Source organism: Aquipseudomonas guryensis (assembly GCF_014164785.1).
Taxonomy (GTDB): Bacteria; Pseudomonadota; Gammaproteobacteria; order Pseudomonadales; family Pseudomonadaceae; genus Aquipseudomonas; species Aquipseudomonas guryensis.
Genome location: NZ_JACJFN010000002.1, coordinates 1 through 15,817, shown reverse-complemented (window position 1 = coordinate 15,817; position 15,817 = coordinate 1). Strand labels below are relative to the sequence as shown.

Genomic DNA, 15,817 nt, shown 5'->3' with positions numbered 1-15,817 from the left:
GAAACCTCGTTGAAGAGTTAGCCTTTGCTGCGCATCTGTACGAACAGCGTTTCGACCTTCTCGCGCGCCCAGGGCGTCTTGCGCAGGAAGGTCAGACTCGACTTGATGCTCGGATCGACCTTGAAGCAGCGGATATCGATGCGTTTGGCCAGGCCATCCCAGCCGTACTTGGCGACCAGCTCGCCCAGCAGTTTTTCCAGGGTGATGCCATGCAGGGGGTTATTCGCTTGTTCGCTCACGATGGGCCTGTGTGAAGTGCAATTGCCGGGCGCCAAGTTAACCACAACTCGGCGTTGCTGCCGCAGGCGGCCGTCGTCAAGCTCACTCCAGCAGCGACTGCAGCAGCGCCCGGCCCTCGGCCCAGTCGCCCAGGCCGCTGTCGCCGTTGATATGCCCGGCCGCGCCGATATTGGCCCAACGACTGCCCCAGCGGATGGCCGAGCTGTGCGCATGTTCCAGGCTGGAAAACGGGTCGTTGCTGCTGGCCACCAGCAGGCTGGGGAAGGCCAGTGGCAGTTCCGGCACCGGTACGAAACCTTCGATGCCCAGCTCGGCAGCCGGCCCTTCCGGGTCCGGCGGGGCTACCAGCATGGCGGCGCGTACCGACAGGCGCGTCTGCGCCGCCCAGTGCGCCACCAGCCCGCAACCCAGACTGTGGGCCACCAGTACGGTTTGCGGGCCGCTGGCGGCCACCGCCTGTTCCAGCTGCGCCACCCACTCGCTACAGACCGGGCGCCACCAGTCACGCTGTTCGACCCGGCGAAAACGCGGATCGGCCTGTTGCCACAGGCTCTGCCAATGCTCGGGACCTGAGCCGCCGTAGCCGGGGATGATCAGAAATGGCGTGGTCATAAACCGTGACCTCCGTAGGGGAATGCTGGCGCCAGGCTCAGGCCGCGCCGTCACGGGCAGCCTTGGCGCTGCCCCAGCCTCACTCGCGAATGATGAACAGCTTGGTCACGAACCACGCTGTGCCTTTGTACAGGTAACCCAGCGGGCCGTAGATGGTGGGCGGCTTTTCCGCTTCCTGCTGGCGCAATTCGACGCGCAGGGTGGACATCTGGATCTGGTCCGTGAGGATGCGCATGCGCGCTTCCATGGAGTCGATCTCGGACTGGATGCGGTTCAGCTCGCTCTCGATCTGCAGGATGTCCTTGATGTCCTTGGCCTTGCCGAGCAGGTCGCGGAGGCGGTCACGCAGGGCGATGTTGTTGCGCAGGCGGGTTTCCACGTCGACGTACTGCTCGGTGACATCCTCACCCTTGACGTGGCGCGACAGCACTTTGCCACTCTGCTCGACATCACCCAGGGCCGCGGCGAAGGCATCCTTGGGCACGCGATAGACAAGGCTCTGGCTGTAGCTGCCGTAGTCGCTCTTTTCCTCGACATAGCCACCCAGCGCCAGCATGCGCTCGGTGAGCTGGGCCTGAGCCTTGGTTAGGTCGGCCACTTCCAGGGAGAAGTTGGCGGTCCACACCAGCAGGCGCCCGGAGGCCTTGCCCTGCTCCGCTGAACTGTACCCCGCAGTGGCAGGCGCAGCCGCTTCACCCACCATCTCCCCGCCTTTGGACGCGCAGCCGGCAAGGCCGACAAGCATGCAGAACATGGCCAGCACGGCCGATTGACGCAGATAGTTTTTCATCCGTTGACGCCCTCTATGGCTTGTCCCTGTTGAACAGGCGCGGATCATACGGGGTTTTGCAGCCCTCTTTCACCCGCTGCGCTAGGCATAAGTCGCTACTGCGCGGCCGTTCACGACAACAGCCGAGTAAGCGCGGATGGTGGGCTTATCAGATGCGTCCGCAAAGCGTCATCATTTCGTCACCTGCCACAGCGAGACTCTCCAGCCATTCGTCCTGGGGAGGTAATTTGATGTCCGCAAAATCCATGTTCAAACCTGTATCCATCGCCCTGCTGGCTGCGGCCATGGCAGCCTGCAGCAACCACGCGCCGGCTCCGAAGGCCGAAAGCCTGAACAACGAAGACTGGTATCAGGTGCGCACCGAAGAGAACCTGTACCTGTTCGATGACGCCAAGGTTTATCGTGACTTCGTCGCCAGCGGCAAGGCGCCCTACCTGAAAGACCTGCAAGAGAAAGACAAGTATGGCCAGAGCATTGTGCTGGCCCTGCGCGCCGAGGATCAGGGCAAGGATCTCAAGAAGATCGCCGCCTACCAGTTCCTCAAGCAGAGCCTGCCACCGGCCAGCAACTTCTACGGCGAAATCCGCCAGGAAGGCGTCATCTTCGTCAGCCGGCGCTACGGCGACATGGTCGACGTGAACAACCTCGGCGAGCCGATCTTCCGCCACACCGAAATAGCCAGCGGGCCGAACGGCGAGCGCGTGGTCTATCTGCTGCAGAAGGAAGAGAAGAAGCCGGAGAAGCTGATCAAGCAGTTCCAGGTCAACAACGGCATCACCCCCACCAAGGGCTGATCGCAACCGCTGCAACAACCCGGCGCGGAGCAATTCCTGGCCGGGTTTCGGCCGTTTTCGGCGGCCCTAGTCAACCACACCGATACGGCAAGACGGCCTGCGCCTGCGCCAGGTAGGCGTGGATATGCCCGTGCTCTTCCTGCAGAAAATCCCTCACCGCCGCCCGTAGACCGGGATGACACAGGTAGTGCCAGGACTGCGTCAGCACCGGCTCGAAACCCCGCACCAGCTTGTGTTCGCCCTGGGCACCGGCATCGAAACGTCGCAGCCCCTGGGCAATGCTGTAGTCAAGACCCTGATAGAAGCAGGTCTCAAAGTGCAGGCGATCGAAGTCGCCCAGGCAACCCCAGTAACGACCGTAGAAGGTATCCCCATCTACCAGGCTGAAGGCCATAGCCACCGGCCGCGCCCCCTGGCGGGCGATGACCACGCGGATGACTGCCGGCATGCGCTCGGCCAGCAGGCTGAAGAAGCTGCGCGTCAGGTATGGCGCACGGCCGCGCACATGGTAGGTATTGGCGTAACAGGCATAGACGAAATCCCACTCGACCTCGCTCAGTTCGTGCCCTGCGCGCCAATCGAAAGCGATACCCTGCCCCGCCACCTGCTCACGCTCCTTGCGCATCTGCTTGCGCTTGCGCGAAGTCAGCGCATCGAGGAAATCCTGGAAGTCGCGATAGTCGCGATTGAACCAGTGATACTGACAGCCGATACGCGGTAACCAGCCCTCGCGCCCGGCGAGCAGCGCATCGGCATCGGCCTGGGTGAAATTGATGTGCAGACTGGACAGCCCCTGGTGCGGCAGATCACGTTCCAGCTCGTCGAGCAGCGGTGCCACAGCCGACGCATCGCCCAGCAGGCGCTGGCCACCCACCGGACTGAACGGCACGGCGCCGAGCAGCTTGGGGTAATAGGCAATGCCAGCGCGCTGGCAGGCATCAGCCCAGCCCATATCGAACACATACTCGCCATAGGAGTGCGCCTTCACATAGGCGGGCAGCGCCGCCAGGAGTTTGCCGGTCGCATCGCAAAGCAGCCGGTGAGAGGCTTGCCAGCCGCTTCGCCCACCGATGCTGCCGCTGTCTTCCAGGGCCGAGAGAAAGGCATGCCGCAGAAACGGCTGCGCCCCGGATAGCAAGGCGTCCCAGGCCGCAGGCTGGAGGTCGTTGAGGCTGGTGAGGATACGAATCGGCATGCACGCAGTCTGGCCTGTCGTCCGGGCAAAAAAAAGCCCTGCGCAAGCAGGGCTTAGGAGAACAACTTCAGCGTCATACTGTAGAACCAGTGCAGAACCTGGCAGCGGAAGAGGGCCCGCCGCCAGCCTGCCGAACAGTCTTAGAACACGTACTGCGCGCGCATCACGAAGCCGTCGCCATCGTCGTCGCCCGCGGAGTTCTTGGCGTTGTCGACCGAGGAGGAAACATACACGCCGCTGATCTTCACGGATTCATTGGCGTACCAGTTCAGACCGACGTTGTGTACCTTGCCTTCGATATCGTCGACATCGCTGAAGTCCTTGCCGGACTTGCCGTCGCCATTGACGAAGGCAGCGTAGTCGTTGTTGTCGTCGGCGCTGATGTGGTCGTAGCGGTAGAACACTTCCCAAGCACCGATCTGCTTGTTCGCTGGTTTGATCGAGTCGAACTTGCCCAGCTTGTAGCCGCGCGCCTCGCCGGTCAGGGTGTAGGCGAGTTGCACGTAGTAGCCGTCGGAATCGACATCGTCGAAGGTGTTGTCGTCAGCCTTCAGGGTGCGCGACACATACTCGCCCTGTACCGAGAACGGACCAGTGGCCCAGGCTGCTTCCAGACCCCAGGCGGCGTCATCATCGAAGGTGCCGGCGCTGGTGGCTTCGGCGCCGCCCAGTTGCAGACGGTTGCCGTTGTCGCCAGCATCCTGGCCACCATCAGTGCTCACGCCACGGATACCCAGACGGCTGCGGATACGGCTGTCGAACTCGCCGTCAGACACGTCGCGCTGGGCAAAGTTGACGCCCAAGTGCAGGACGTTGCCGGCATCGTGCATCGGTGCGAATACGCCGCGCAGGTTGAACTGCTTGGAGCTATTGCCGTCTTCGTCGGAGTTGCTGGCGTCCTTGGCGAACAGGCCGGCCGAACCATACAGGGAGGTGCCAGCGGTGCCGGATGCCTGGATGCCCATGCCGCCGTTGTGACCGTTGGCCCAGTCGACCAGGTCATAGGCAGCGTTACGCTCCTGGGCAGTTACCCACTTGGAGCTGGTGGCTTTTTCCAGGCCGAATTCCGGATCAAAGCGGCCGGCCTTGATCGATACCGGAGCGAAGCCGTTGTAGGCCAGCGAGGCCTCGTCGAAATAACCGTCTTCATCGCGGTTGTCGCCACCGGCGTTGTGCGAGAAGTCGTAGTTGATCTGGTAAGCCCAGTCGCTGTACATCACACCGCCCAGTTCGACGAAGGCACGACGGAAGTAACCGGCGTCAGCGTTGTCGCCATCCTTGGTGTAGAAGCCGTCGAAGGTGCTGTAGTCAGCCTGTACGCGGCCGCCCAGCTTGAAGCTGAATTCTTTGTCGGTGGTGCCTACTTCCAGACCGCCTTTGGTCTTGATCACGATATCGGTGCCGTCGGTGGTGACGGTACCGGCGAAAGCCTGGGCGGAAATGGCCAGAGCCAGGGCGCTGGCTGCAAAACCGGCGAAGTGCTTACGGATCATCGATGAATTCCCCTAATGGTCTTTGCGTTGGAAAACACGCGGGCAACTGCCCTTGGTGCTGGAGGGGAATCTTGGCGGGGGGTTATTTCAGCCCAGTTGCTGATAGATGAAAGTTCTATGACAGAGGAACTTTTTAGTTCCTTTGATAATAACAAACAGATTATCGGGCCAGGCCGCCTGTTCCGCGACCTGCTGCGTCCTGCCCGGCAGACCAGAGCAGCCTGCCGGGCGGGTCGGTTCAGCTCGCTTTGCGGCGCAGGGTGCGGGCCAGCCAGTAATCGACGCTGAGCGAGCTCCCGGCACCCGTGAAGAACAGTGCCACCAGCATCACCAGGTAGGTGGCGGCGAACTCGATGCCGTTGTTCAGCACCACCAGCTTGCCGCTGCTGGTCAGCCAGTCGTAGTTGCCGTGCTCCTTGAGCAGCGCCCGCGCCCGCTCGATCTTCTCGGCCGAAGCCAGCACACGCTCATTGGCGAACGGCGCCGAGGGGTCGGCAATCGCCTGCCACCCATAGGGCCAGTGCACACTGACAATCGCCACCAGCATGGTGATGATCAGCGGGATGCTCACCCAGCGAACGGCCAGGCCGAACAGCAGCAGGATCGCCCCGCCCGCCTCGGTAAGCGCCGCCAGCCAGGCCAGCAGTTCGGGAAAGGGCAGGCCCAGGCCCCAGTCGGGGTTGCCGAACCAGGCGATGGTCGCCGGCATGTCCGCCAGCTTCTGCGTACCGGCCATCCAGAAGATCGGCACCAGGTACAGGCGCAGCAGCAGCGGGCCGACAAAGTCGAGGCGACGAGTAGCGTCCAGGGCATCCTGGAGGCGATTGAGCAGGGTCAGCATGAGTGTCTCCGGTGGCTGGGCTGTGCGCCTGGCCGGTCAGATGGTCGGGGGGAACCAGATGTCCTGGCGCTGCCAGTCATCCAGCAACGCACGGGCATGGGTGAAGTAACTTTCGTCGGCGGCAAGACCGCTGGCCTCGGCCAAGGCCAGTAACGCCGCCGCACTCGCCTCGCCCGCCTGCAGACGCAAGGCCAGGTGATAGGCGAACGGCGAAAGCTGCTGGAAGCGCACCTTGTCCGCACGATCACGCCAGGCCAGCAGGCAGGTCGGCTCGGCCGGCGCGTGCAGTGGTCGGTACTCGGCACTCAGGCGTTGCACCGGCCAGGCATAGGCCAGCGGCCAGGCCAGGGGCGACCAGCCCTGCGCGGGTAATTCGACTGTGGCCACATCCAGCTCCAGCTCGACACGCTCGTAATGCGCCAGTTCGAGGAGGAACGGCGGATCATCCGCCTCAGCGACATAGCCCTGCTGCAACCAGCCGACAAACTCCGCGCCGATCTCCAGGAAATATGGCGTAGCGCAGCGGTGACCGGCGATAAAACTGCGCACCAGGCGCTGCCAGCGGGCGTCATCGAACAGCCGGCGCAGCACCGGAAAACCGCTGCTGAGAAAGCTCTCGATGTTGTTGAAGAACAGGCCTTCGTACACCGCCATGCGCTCGGCGGTGATGCCCGGCAACAAGGCCTCGCCCTGGGGCTGGCGAATGCGCGCGGCGAAGGCCAGCTGGTCGCGCTCGCTCATCGCCCGGCCTCCTGTTGCAGGGTACGGATCTGCGCCACCTCGGCATATAGCTCGCTCACCGGCGGGAAGTTGAAGTCGCGCTCAAGCAAAGTTGGACGCACGCCATGCAGCGCATAGGCCTGCTGGAGCAACGTCCATACCGGATCGCACACCGGTGCGCCGTGGGTGTCGATCTTCAGGTCGGCAGCCTCGTCGTAGTGCCCGGCCATGTGCAGGTAGGCGATGCGCTCGCCCGGCATGGCCTGGATATAGGCCAGCGGGTCGAAGCTGAAATTGGTCGCGTTGACGTAGACGTTATTGATGTCCAGCAGCAGCTGGCAATCCGCGTCATCCAGCACCGCGCGAATAAAACTGGTCTCGTCCAGCTCGCCGGGCAGGCGCGCATAGGCCGAGACGTTTTCGATGATCAATGGTCGTTCCAGCACATCCTGCACGGTGCGAATGCGCTCGGCGACCCGTTGCACGGTTTGCGCCGTGAACGGCAACGGCATCAGGTCGTACAGCTGGCCCTCGTCGGCACAGGCCGACAGGTGTTCGCTGTAACCGCGGATGCCGTGTTCGTCGAGAAAACCCTTGATGGCCTTGAGCAGCTCGATATCGAGCGGCGCCACGCCACCGAGGTTGAGGGACAGACCATGGCAGAGGAACGGCACGCGCTCGCTGAGGCCGCGCAGCTGGCGGGCAAAACGCCCGCCTACGCCGATCCAGTTTTCCGGGGCGATTTCGAGGAAATCCACCTGGCCCACGGCGCTGTCCGCCAGCGCCGTCAGCAGGCCGCGACGCAGGCCGAGGCCGGCGCCGCTGACGAAAGGCTGCATGGTCATGTCCGTGGCGACCTTACTCGGCCTTCTCGGCGCCGCACTTGCCTTCGCCACACTTGCCTTCTTTGGCGGCCTTGCCTTCTTCACCGCAGCTGCCTTCTTTGGCCGCCTTGTCGCCGCCACACTTGCCTTCGCCGCACTTGCCTTCTTCGGCTTTCATCTCGGCGCCGCACTTGCCCTCGCCACAGGAACCTTCGTGACCCTTCTCGTGGGCCGCCAGGCTGTAGCCGCTGCTCAGTTCCTGGGCAGCAAAGGGGTTGCCGGCCGCTTGGGCAGTTACAGCAACAGTGCTCAGCAGGGCAGCACCCAGGGTAGCGACAACGGTATTCAGCTGTTTCATGGAATCTCTCCGGTGGTGGTTGATGCTGGGAGGCCAGCATGGCCCCCTCGCCACACTAGACGCAGGGGTACGGCCGACGTTACAGCAGGCGTAGATTTTTTCTGCGATGGTTTGTGCGGCGCCATATTCAGGGCGCAAACAGCTCCAGCTGCTCATGCCGGCCGCGCATGTCCAGCAGCCGCACGCCAACGCCGAGCAGGCGCACCGGCTTGTTGCCCCGGGCAAAGGCGGCAGACAGCAGTTGCTGGTAGCTGTGCAGGTCACGGCGCGCCCCGGCCTGCTCCAGAGTGGTCTGGCTGAAGTCGTGGAACTTGATCTTGACGAAGGGCTTGTCCGGCTTATAGCTGCTGTCGAGGCGTGTCATGCGCGTTTCCAGTTGCTCGAGCAGCTCGGGCAAGCGCTTGAGGCACATCGCCAGATTGGGGATGTCCTCGTCGTAGGTGTTCTCCACACTGACTGACTGGCGCCGGCTATCGGTCTGCAGGGCGCGCTCGTCGATGCCACGGGCCAGGCTCCACAGGCGCTCACCGAAACTGCCGAATTCGCGCACCAGGGCCAGTTTGTTCCATTCGCGCAGATCGGCGCAGGTGCCGATGCCCAGACGCCCGAGCTTGTCCGCGGTGACCTTGCCCACGCCATGCAGCTTGCTCACCGGCAACGCGGCGACGAACTCGTCGACCTGGTCCGGGGTGATGACGAACAGGCCATCGGGTTTGCGCCAGTCGCTGGCGATCTTGGCCAGGAACTTGTTCGGCGCCACTCCAGCGGACACGGTGATATGCAACTCCTGCGACACCCGCCGGCGGATCTCCTTGGCGATGCGCGTGGCGCTGCCGGCAAAATGCGCGCTATCGGTCACGTCCAGGTAGGCCTCATCCAGCGACAGCGGCTCGATGATTTCGGTGAACTCGCGAAAGATACCGTGGATTTCCCGGGAGACCGCCTTGTAGGCATCCATCCGTGGTTTGACCACTTTCAGGTCGGGGCAGAGCTTGAGCGCCTGGCCCATGGGCATGGCCGAACGAATGCCCCAGGCCCGCGCCTCATAGTTGCAGGTGGCGACCACGCCGCGCCGATCGGCAGCGCCACCCACCGCCAACGGCTTGCCAGCCAGTTGCGGGTCGTCACGCATCTCGATCGCTGCATAAAAGCAGTCGCAATCCACATGAATAATCTTGCGCACGAAAGTCCGGAAAGCCCCAGCAGGCAAGCCCTGAAGCCCCTGAGTCTACCACTCGTCCATCGCTAAGCAGCTGATCGATCAGGATTTTTTCCACATCAAAGGTTGACAGCCGAGGATTTGACGATAGAATTGGCGCCGCGGGATGGAGCAGTCTGGTAGCTCGTCGGGCTCATAACCCGAAGGTCGTAGGTTCAAATCCTGCTCCCGCAACCAGTTTCGAAGAAAGGCCACTCAAACGAGTGGCCTTTTTCGTTTCTGCCTTTTTATTTAAGTAATTGATTAAAAAGCAGAAATCGATTGACAGAAACTTCTCCCGCAGTAGAATTGGCGCCGCGGGATGGAGCAGTCTGGTAGCTCGTCGGGCTCATAACCCGAAGGTCGTAGGTTCAAATCCTGCTCCCGCAACCAGTTTCGAAGAAAGGCCACTCAAACGAGTGGCCTTTTTCGTTTCCGCTTTCCGTTGACCTCCCTCAGTCTTTCTTAAGATTCACGGCGCTATGCTGTGCAACAACTGGCTAAGCGAGGACACACAATGAGCTGGAAGAACTCCGAACAGCGCTATGGCAGCCTGTCCATTGCCCTGCACTGGCTGATGCTGATCCTGATTGTCGGCGTCTATGCCTGCATCGAACTCAAAGGCAACTTCCCCAAGGGCAGCGACACCCGCGAGCTGCTCAAGCAATGGCACTTCATGCTCGGCCTGGCAGTATTCGCTCTGGTCTGGCTGCGCCTGCTGGCACGCCTGATCGCCCCCACACCGAAAATCATCCCGGCCCTACCCGCCTGGCAAGCCATCCCGGCCAAGCTCATGCACCTGGCGCTGTACCTGCTGATGATCGGCGCGCCACTGGCCGGCTGGCTGATCCTCAGCGCTGCCGGCAAGCCGATCCCGTTCTTCGGCCTGGAGCTGCCGCCACTGGTCGGCGAAGACAAACAACTGGCCGGACAGATCAAGGAACTGCATGAACTGGCCGGCACCGCCGGTTACTGGCTGATCGGCCTGCATGCCGTCGCCGGGCTGTTCCACCATTTCGTCAGCCGCGACAACACCCTGACGCGCATGCTGCCGGGGCGCGGCTAATCCCACCGCCGCCCACTTCCCGCAGGAACAGCCTCAGCCGCATGGGGCTGCTGCATGTCTGGAATCGGCGCCCACCTTTATATAAAAGGTGGCAAACGGCACCTCGTAACGCTGGTCAAGCCTCGCCTGCGCCGCTAGAATTGCGCACTTTTTGATCAGCGGCGCCACCCAGAGCGCCCGATGAGGTTAGCCCCGATGTCCACCGCCACCCCGAAAGTCGGCTTCGTCAGCCTTGGTTGCCCTAAAGCCACTGTCGACTCCGAACGCATCCTCACCCAGCTGCGCATGGAGGGCTACGAGATCGTGCCCACCTACGAGGATGCCGACGTGGTGGTGGTCAACACCTGCGGCTTCATCGACAGCGCCAAGGCCGAATCGCTGGAAGTGATCGGTGAAGCCATCGCCGAAAACGGCAAGGTCATTGTCACCGGCTGCATGGGCGTGGACGAAGGCAACATCCGCAACGTGCACCCCAGCGTGCTCTCGGTGACCGGCCCGCAGCAGTACGAGCAGGTGGTCAACGCCGTGCACGAGGTGATCCCGCCGAAGGCCGAGCACAACCCGCTGATCGACCTGGTGCCGCCGCAGGGCATCAAGCTGACCCCGCGTCACTACGCCTACCTGAAGATTTCCGAAGGCTGCAACCACCGCTGCAGCTTCTGCATCATCCCCTCCATGCGCGGCGACCTGGTCAGCCGCCCGGTCGGTGACGTGCTCAGCGAAGCCGAGCGCCTGGTCAAGGCCGGCGTCAAGGAACTGCTGGTGATCAGCCAGGACACCAGCGCCTACGGCGTCGACCTCAAGTACAAGATGGACTTCTGGAACGGCCAGCCGGTGAAAACCCGCATGCTGGAACTGTGCGAAGCGCTGTCGTCGATGGGCGTGTGGGTGCGCCTGCACTACGTCTACCCCTACCCCAACGTCGACCACGTCATCCCGCTGATGGCCGCCGGCAAGCTCCTGCCGTACCTGGACATTCCCTTCCAGCACGCCAGCCCGAAAGTGCTCAAGGCCATGAAGCGCCCGGCCTTCGAAGACAAGACCCTGGCACGCATCAAGCAGTGGCGCGAGATCTGTCCCGAACTGACCATTCGCTCGACCTTCATCGTCGGCTTCCCCGGCGAGACCGAAGAGGACTTCCAGTACCTGCTCGACTGGCTCACCGAAGCCCAGCTCGACCGCGTCGGCTGCTTCCAGTACTCGCCGGTGGAAGGCGCCCCGGCCAACGACATGGACCTGGAAGTCGTCCCCGACGACGTCAAACAAGACCGCTGGGAGCGCTTCATGGCCCACCAGCAGGCCATCAGCGCCGCCCGCCTGCAGCTGAAGATCGGCCAGGAAATCGAAGTGCTGATCGACGAAGTCGACGACCAGGGCGCCGTCGGCCGCTCCTACGCCGACGCCCCGGAAATCGATGGCAGCGTGTTCATCGACTCCACCAGCGTTAAGCCCGGTGACAAGGTCCGTGTGCGCGTGGTCGACGCCGACGAGTACGACCTCTGGGCCGAACTAGCCTGATCAACACCGCGCCATTAAATGAAAAAGCCCCGCCTGTGTGCGGGGCTTTTCATTTCAAGTGCGCTGAGTTTTGTGGGGGCGAATTCATTCGCTATCAAAGCTCCCCCCAATTACCTGCCCGTCACCCGCCCCACCAAACCCTCTCTACACCCGGTCCAGCGGACTGATGACCCCCAGTCCGCCACGATTGAGCACATGGGTATAGATCTGCGTGGTCTTCACATCCGCGTGCCCCAACAGCTCCTGCACCGTGCGGATATCTTGACCACTCTCCAACAGATGGGTAGCAAAGGAATGGCGAAAGGTATGCGGCGTAGCAGGTTTGTTCAGCCCCACACGACGCACCGCATTACGGATCGCACGTTGAATGGTCTTCTCGTGCAGATGGTGGCGGAAGATGCCACCCGAACGCGGATCCTCGGAGCGATTGATCGAAGGAAACACGAACTGCCAGCCCCACTCCGCCGCCGCATTCGGATACTTGCGCGCCAATGCATGCGGCAAATTCGCCCGCCCGAAACCCTCCAGCAGATCCTGCTCGTGCAATGCGCGAACCCGTTGCAGATGCAACTCCAAAGGTGCCGCCAACTTGCGTGGCAGCATGGTCACCCGATCCTTCTGCCCCTTACCATCGCGAATCAGAATCTCTAAACGAGAAAACTCTACATCCTTGACCCGCAGGCGCAGCACTTCCATCAAACGCATGCCCGAGCCATACAGCAGATTGGCTACCAACCACAGAGTGCCGTCCAACTGCGCCAGCACACTCGCCACCTCCTCACGAGTCAGTACCACCGGCAAACGCTGAGGCCGCCGCGCCCTAATCACCCCATCCATCCACGGCAACTCGATCCGCAATACCTGCTTATAGAGAAACAGAATCGCCGACAGCGCCTGATTCTGGGTGGACGCCGCCACATCCCGCCGCATCGCCAGATCGCTCAGAAAAGCCTCAACTTCTGCGACGCCCATCTCCTGCGGATGGCGATACTTGTGAAAGCGGATAAAGCGCTTCACCCACTCCAGATAGACAGCTTCGGTACGAATCGAATAGTGTCGAAGACGAATTTGCTCGCGAACCTGATCGAGCAGCTTGGGCTTGTCATCCATGTCGCTGTTGCTCCCTGACTGATGTCGCATCTCCTGATGCGATTTGCAGGCTAGACAAGGACTTGCCAGACGACAAGGAACGTTATCCGACACTAATGGCGCAACGCATTACGCCACTTGTGTCGTCTACTTATAGTTAGGCGCAAGAGCAAAGCCATGGTCGATGTCCGTGCCCAAGAACACAGCAGCCGCATCGCGGTGCCAGCACAGAATCGAGCGGCCGTCTGAAGATAGAGGCCGTTATTTGTGCTCAGCAAGGGAGTTGCTTTCAGGAAATGCGCACATCACAAATAACTTCCGGGGTCGAAACCGACACACCGTGCGCCCCGCCGGTTAAGCTCAGCGCTGGCAGTAAGTCCTGCGTCCGGCTCGAAGTCCGCTGCCTAACAACTGGTTCAAGTCACTCGCTTCGCTCGTTCGGGACCGCGTTCCGCGGCCCCTTAACCAAACGTTAGCGGTATATATGAATTTCCACGTATCCGAAAAATATAAAAGTAGCGGCAAACGAAAAACTATACTCGCCGCATTGCTAGTGGTCGGCATAATTGCAGGCGCCGCCTGGATGTTTATTGCCAGCGACAGCCTTTATCACAAAATATTAGCTGCAATTATTACCTTACTACTCATAAAACATTTACCCAGCGCGTATAAAAACATAAAAAATCATGACTCCTCCTACCCAATCGTATCCATCATTGAATCTGAAAACAAAATCGATATATCGCACAAAGGCGCTGTTGTGAGCATGCCGTTATCGGATATAGAAAGCCTCAGAATTCAGAGCGCGAAAGGAAATATTAAATCCCTTCTTCTAACCACTAAATCTTTCAGCAACTTACGCTTTGAAGGGTACGAAAATTTAGCAGAAATGGCTGAGCTCCTTAAAAAATACACGCCGGCAGGAAAAATCAAAAATGCCACGTGGTATCACCGCTAACAAATGGTTCAAGTCGTTCGCTTCGCTCACTCGGGACCGGCTAAAGCCGGCCCCTTAACCAAACGTTAGAGGCCCAGCGTGAAAATACTTATAACCATTTTCGCGTCAATGTTTTTTGCAAATATTGCCGAAGCCTGTAGATGTTCAACACCAGAACCTACAGAGGAAAATATAAGTAATTACCAAAATATAGCCAGAGTTGTGCTTTTCGAGTTAAAGATTGTAAATTTTATAGAGGCCACCAAAGAGGATATGACTGCAGAAGGAAAGATTAAAGTGCTAGAGATTTATAAAGGTAGCACGGAGCCCATGCTGTCTTTTAAAAGCTCTGAATTCCTGTCAAGCTGCGGAAAAAACTTAGAGCTCGGCAGAGATTACATACTCGCCTGGAATGAAGAAATTTCGCTAAATTCATGCTCAATAAATTGGATTAAGCTAAACCGTATTCGCTGGCCAGAGTTTAAAGGCAATCGCTCCCCCTTAGTAAATCGTCTAACCAGCGCAGAAATCATCCAAATGATCAGTGGTAAAAATGGCCTCTAACAACTGGTTCAAGTCGTTCGCTTCGCTCACTCGGGACCGGCTAAAGCCGGCCCCTTAACCAAACGTTATGAACCATCAAGGTTAAACCGTGCCGACTACTGAGATAGAAGAAGAGCTATCCAATTACGTTCATGATTTATTCTTGAACAGAGCATATATAAAGTGGAGAAAAGACATAAAGTCGGCTTCTGAAGGGAAGTGGCACTCCCTAGTTTCCAGTTTAGCAACGCATAGCGCACCCATTGATCAGGCGTTAAGCTTTGGAGAGGAAATTTCCTCAAAATTAGTTTTCAATTACACAAAAGCACCAGACTACAAGGCATCTCAGATGCTCATGGTGCAGTTCACCGTATCCGGCAGCATGTGGCATAGCGTTGTTTGGCACTGCCCCGAGCGCAATTAATGGCTCATAACTACTGGTTCAAGCCGTTCGCTTCGCTCACTCGGGACCGGCTAAAGCCGGCCCCTTAACCAAACGTTAGGTTACAGATCATGATCCATGCAGACATCGGAAGCTTCGACCTTGAAAACTCCCGAATTAACGATGTCCTTCGTGGTGATGGCGAAATAACTATCTCATTCAAGTCAATTCGCTTTAAATCTAATAAACATCAAGTAAACGAAGAGCTTAACGCCATAGTTCGGCTCTCTAACGTCACCAGCGAATCAGCAACACAACACTTAGGTGGTGGCGTGGAAAAATCTGCTGAGCTAAGCGGCTGTCCAATAGACACAGTAGAGTTAGCAAGCTTCGAAAACGGAACCCTGAACTTGCAGGGCTACAAAAAAAATACGCCTTGGTTCTGCTGGGAAATTTCGGCTCTCAGTATCACAATCGAATGGGGCGGAAATCGTGCAACTGCAACCTAACAACTGGTTCAAGTCGTTCGCTTCGCTCACTGCGGGACCGGCTAAAGCCGGCCCCTTAACCAAACGTTAGGTCGCCCCAGAGAGTTGCGGGCACATTAAAACCTTCAAGTGAGCATTCAATAAGTGTGGATATTTAAGATTATTCAATGGCTGTGGGTATTTGCTCTTGCGTTTTTAACGTGGGTTCTTGGGTATGAAATTTACTACAGTCACGTGAATAATTTAGCATTTGATCACCATGTAGGTCAGTTTATCCTGATGCTTTCAATGGTTATAAATTTCCCAACTGGATTGTTGGCGGCTCCGATAACAATATTCCTTGCGCCGGAATTGGATCGAGTGGCCGATTTGGTAGGCTGCAATCCATCTTTGTTCATTTCTTTGTTTTTCTATTTATCATTTTGCTTGTTTGGCTGGTTTCAATGGATTTACCTTACAAGAAAATTGAGAAAACTAATAAACAGATAACTTAAAATGCAAAAGAAAAATAGCACAAGCTTTGAATGCGCATAAAGCAACCTAACAATGCGCTCAAAGCGCTCACTTCGTTCGCTGGGACCGGCGAAGCCGGCCCCTTAGCCAAACGTTAGGCGCAAGAGCAAAGCCATGGTCGATGTCCGTGCCCAAGAACACAGCAGCCGCATCGCGGTGCCAGCACAGAATCGAGCGGCCGTCTGAAGATAGAGACCGTTATTTGTGCTCAGCAAG

General features: G+C 59.1%; 17 protein-coding genes and 2 tRNA genes. 8 read left to right on the top strand and 11 right to left on the bottom strand.

The window, feature by feature from the left end:
* Window positions 1-17: 17 nt before the first annotated feature.
* The 3 genes from H3H45_RS07695 to H3H45_RS07685 all read right to left on the bottom strand — a co-directional run bounded on the left by H3H45_RS07695 (window position 18) and on the right by H3H45_RS07685 (window position 1,642).
* On the bottom strand, window positions 18-239 hold the full coding sequence (locus H3H45_RS07695) for a VF530 family protein (protein ID WP_182833169.1): 222 nt from the start codon (window positions 237-239) through the stop codon (window positions 18-20).
* An 82-nt stretch (window positions 240-321) separates the two neighbouring features.
* Window positions 322-852: an RBBP9/YdeN family alpha/beta hydrolase gene (locus H3H45_RS07690; RefSeq protein ID WP_182833168.1), complete on the bottom strand. Its 531-nt coding sequence runs from the start codon at window positions 850-852 to the stop codon at window positions 322-324.
* A 79-nt stretch (window positions 853-931) separates the two neighbouring features.
* Window positions 932-1,642, bottom strand: coding sequence for a DUF4349 domain-containing protein (locus tag H3H45_RS07685; RefSeq protein ID WP_182833167.1), 711 nt, complete (start codon window positions 1,640-1,642; stop codon window positions 932-934).
* Window positions 1,643-1,872: 230 nt separating this feature from the next.
* On the opposite strand from H3H45_RS07685, the gene H3H45_RS07680 reads away from it, so the two are divergent.
* On the top strand, window positions 1,873-2,436 hold the full coding sequence (locus tag H3H45_RS07680; RefSeq protein WP_235983521.1) for a hypothetical protein: 564 nt from the start codon (window positions 1,873-1,875) through the stop codon (window positions 2,434-2,436).
* A gap of 70 nt (window positions 2,437-2,506) precedes the next feature.
* Here the strand turns inward: H3H45_RS07680 and H3H45_RS07675 are convergent, their stop codons facing one another.
* From H3H45_RS07675 to dinB, 7 genes are all read right to left on the bottom strand, one after another.
* Window positions 2,507-3,631 (bottom strand): GNAT family N-acetyltransferase, encoded by a 1,125-nt coding sequence (locus H3H45_RS07675; RefSeq protein WP_182833165.1) that lies wholly within the window; start codon window positions 3,629-3,631, stop codon window positions 2,507-2,509.
* Between the two features lie 140 nt (window positions 3,632-3,771).
* Window positions 3,772-5,124 (bottom strand): OprO/OprP family phosphate-selective porin, encoded by a 1,353-nt coding sequence (locus tag H3H45_RS07670; RefSeq protein ID WP_182833164.1) that lies wholly within the window; start codon window positions 5,122-5,124, stop codon window positions 3,772-3,774.
* A gap of 238 nt (window positions 5,125-5,362) precedes the next feature.
* A complete protein-coding gene (locus H3H45_RS07665) occupies window positions 5,363-5,965 on the bottom strand; it encodes an HvfX family Cu-binding RiPP maturation protein (protein WP_182833163.1) in 603 nt (200 codons plus the stop codon).
* Between the two features lie 36 nt (window positions 5,966-6,001).
* A complete protein-coding gene (locus tag H3H45_RS07660; protein ID WP_182833162.1) occupies window positions 6,002-6,706 on the bottom strand; it encodes an HvfC family RiPP maturation protein in 705 nt (234 codons plus the stop codon).
* Window positions 6,703-7,530 carry an HvfB family MNIO-type RiPP peptide maturase gene (locus tag H3H45_RS07655; RefSeq protein ID WP_220494217.1) on the bottom strand — a complete coding sequence of 276 codons (828 nt, stop codon included), beginning with the start codon at window positions 7,528-7,530 and terminating at the stop codon, window positions 6,703-6,705. The genes H3H45_RS07660 and H3H45_RS07655 overlap by 4 nt, the downstream gene beginning before the upstream one ends.
* Window positions 7,531-7,543: 13 nt before the next feature.
* A complete protein-coding gene (locus tag H3H45_RS07650; RefSeq protein ID WP_182833161.1) occupies window positions 7,544-7,867 on the bottom strand; it encodes an HvfA family oxazolone/thioamide-modified RiPP metallophore in 324 nt (107 codons plus the stop codon).
* Between the two features lie 127 nt (window positions 7,868-7,994).
* Window positions 7,995-9,050 (bottom strand): DNA polymerase IV, encoded by a 1,056-nt coding sequence (gene dinB / locus H3H45_RS07645; protein WP_182833160.1) that lies wholly within the window; start codon window positions 9,048-9,050, stop codon window positions 7,995-7,997.
* Window positions 9,051-9,186: 136 nt separating this feature from the next.
* Between dinB and H3H45_RS07640 the strand changes: the two genes are divergently transcribed.
* The 4 genes from H3H45_RS07640 to rimO all read left to right on the top strand — a co-directional run bounded on the left by H3H45_RS07640 (window position 9,187) and on the right by rimO (window position 11,649).
* A tRNA-Met gene (locus H3H45_RS07640) sits at window positions 9,187-9,263 on the top strand.
* A gap of 118 nt (window positions 9,264-9,381) precedes the next feature.
* A tRNA-Met gene (locus H3H45_RS07635) sits at window positions 9,382-9,458 on the top strand.
* A 124-nt stretch (window positions 9,459-9,582) separates the two neighbouring features.
* Complete coding sequence (locus tag H3H45_RS07630; protein WP_182833159.1) at window positions 9,583-10,131, top strand: cytochrome b; 549 nt, start codon at window positions 9,583-9,585, stop codon at window positions 10,129-10,131.
* A gap of 195 nt (window positions 10,132-10,326) precedes the next feature.
* The gene (gene rimO, locus H3H45_RS07625) at window positions 10,327-11,649 is read left to right on the top strand and encodes a 30S ribosomal protein S12 methylthiotransferase RimO (RefSeq protein ID WP_182833158.1); all 1,323 of its coding nucleotides are present in this window, start codon (window positions 10,327-10,329) and stop codon (window positions 11,647-11,649) included.
* A gap of 144 nt (window positions 11,650-11,793) precedes the next feature.
* On the opposite strand, the gene H3H45_RS07620 is transcribed toward rimO, so the two are convergent.
* Window positions 11,794-12,759, bottom strand: a complete 966-nt coding sequence (locus H3H45_RS07620; RefSeq protein ID WP_182833157.1) for an integron integrase — start codon at window positions 12,757-12,759, stop codon at window positions 11,794-11,796.
* Between the two features lie 463 nt (window positions 12,760-13,222).
* On the opposite strand from H3H45_RS07620, the gene H3H45_RS07615 reads away from it, so the two are divergent.
* The 3 genes from H3H45_RS07615 (at window position 13,223) to H3H45_RS07605 (ending at window position 15,109) form a co-directional block, all read left to right on the top strand.
* Complete coding sequence (locus tag H3H45_RS07615; protein WP_182833156.1) at window positions 13,223-13,696, top strand: hypothetical protein; 474 nt, start codon at window positions 13,223-13,225, stop codon at window positions 13,694-13,696.
* 78 nt (window positions 13,697-13,774) lie between these two features.
* Window positions 13,775-14,239, top strand: a complete 465-nt coding sequence (locus H3H45_RS07610) for a hypothetical protein (RefSeq protein WP_182833155.1) — start codon at window positions 13,775-13,777, stop codon at window positions 14,237-14,239.
* A 492-nt stretch (window positions 14,240-14,731) separates the two neighbouring features.
* Window positions 14,732-15,109: a hypothetical protein gene (locus tag H3H45_RS07605; protein ID WP_182833154.1), complete on the top strand. Its 378-nt coding sequence runs from the start codon at window positions 14,732-14,734 to the stop codon at window positions 15,107-15,109.
* Window positions 15,110-15,817: the final 708 nt, after the last annotated feature.

Coding starts and splice junctions, on each gene's coding strand:
- H3H45_RS07665 (WP_182833163.1), bottom strand. CDS start 5,965: ATGCTGACCCTGCTCAATCGCCTCCAGGATGCCCTGGACGCTACTCGT.
- H3H45_RS07675 (WP_182833165.1), bottom strand. CDS start 3,631: ATGCCGATTCGTATCCTCACCAGCCTCAACGACCTCCAGCCTGCGGCC.
- H3H45_RS07670 (WP_182833164.1), bottom strand. CDS start 5,124: ATGATCCGTAAGCACTTCGCCGGTTTTGCAGCCAGCGCCCTGGCTCTG.
- H3H45_RS07650 (WP_182833161.1), bottom strand. CDS start 7,867: ATGAAACAGCTGAATACCGTTGTCGCTACCCTGGGTGCTGCCCTGCTG.
- H3H45_RS07620 (WP_182833157.1), bottom strand. CDS start 12,759: ATGGATGACAAGCCCAAGCTGCTCGATCAGGTTCGCGAGCAAATTCGT.
- H3H45_RS07660 (WP_182833162.1), bottom strand. CDS start 6,706: ATGAGCGAGCGCGACCAGCTGGCCTTCGCCGCGCGCATTCGCCAGCCC.
- H3H45_RS07615 (WP_182833156.1), top strand. CDS start 13,223: ATGAATTTCCACGTATCCGAAAAATATAAAAGTAGCGGCAAACGAAAA.
- H3H45_RS07680 (WP_235983521.1), top strand. CDS start 1,873: ATGTCCGCAAAATCCATGTTCAAACCTGTATCCATCGCCCTGCTGGCT.
- H3H45_RS07690 (WP_182833168.1), bottom strand. CDS start 852: ATGACCACGCCATTTCTGATCATCCCCGGCTACGGCGGCTCAGGTCCC.
- rimO (WP_182833158.1), top strand. CDS start 10,327: ATGTCCACCGCCACCCCGAAAGTCGGCTTCGTCAGCCTTGGTTGCCCT.
- H3H45_RS07685 (WP_182833167.1), bottom strand. CDS start 1,642: ATGAAAAACTATCTGCGTCAATCGGCCGTGCTGGCCATGTTCTGCATG.
- H3H45_RS07605 (WP_182833154.1), top strand. CDS start 14,732: ATGATCCATGCAGACATCGGAAGCTTCGACCTTGAAAACTCCCGAATT.
- H3H45_RS07655 (WP_220494217.1), bottom strand. CDS start 7,530: ATGACCATGCAGCCTTTCGTCAGCGGCGCCGGCCTCGGCCTGCGTCGC.
- H3H45_RS07630 (WP_182833159.1), top strand. CDS start 9,583: ATGAGCTGGAAGAACTCCGAACAGCGCTATGGCAGCCTGTCCATTGCC.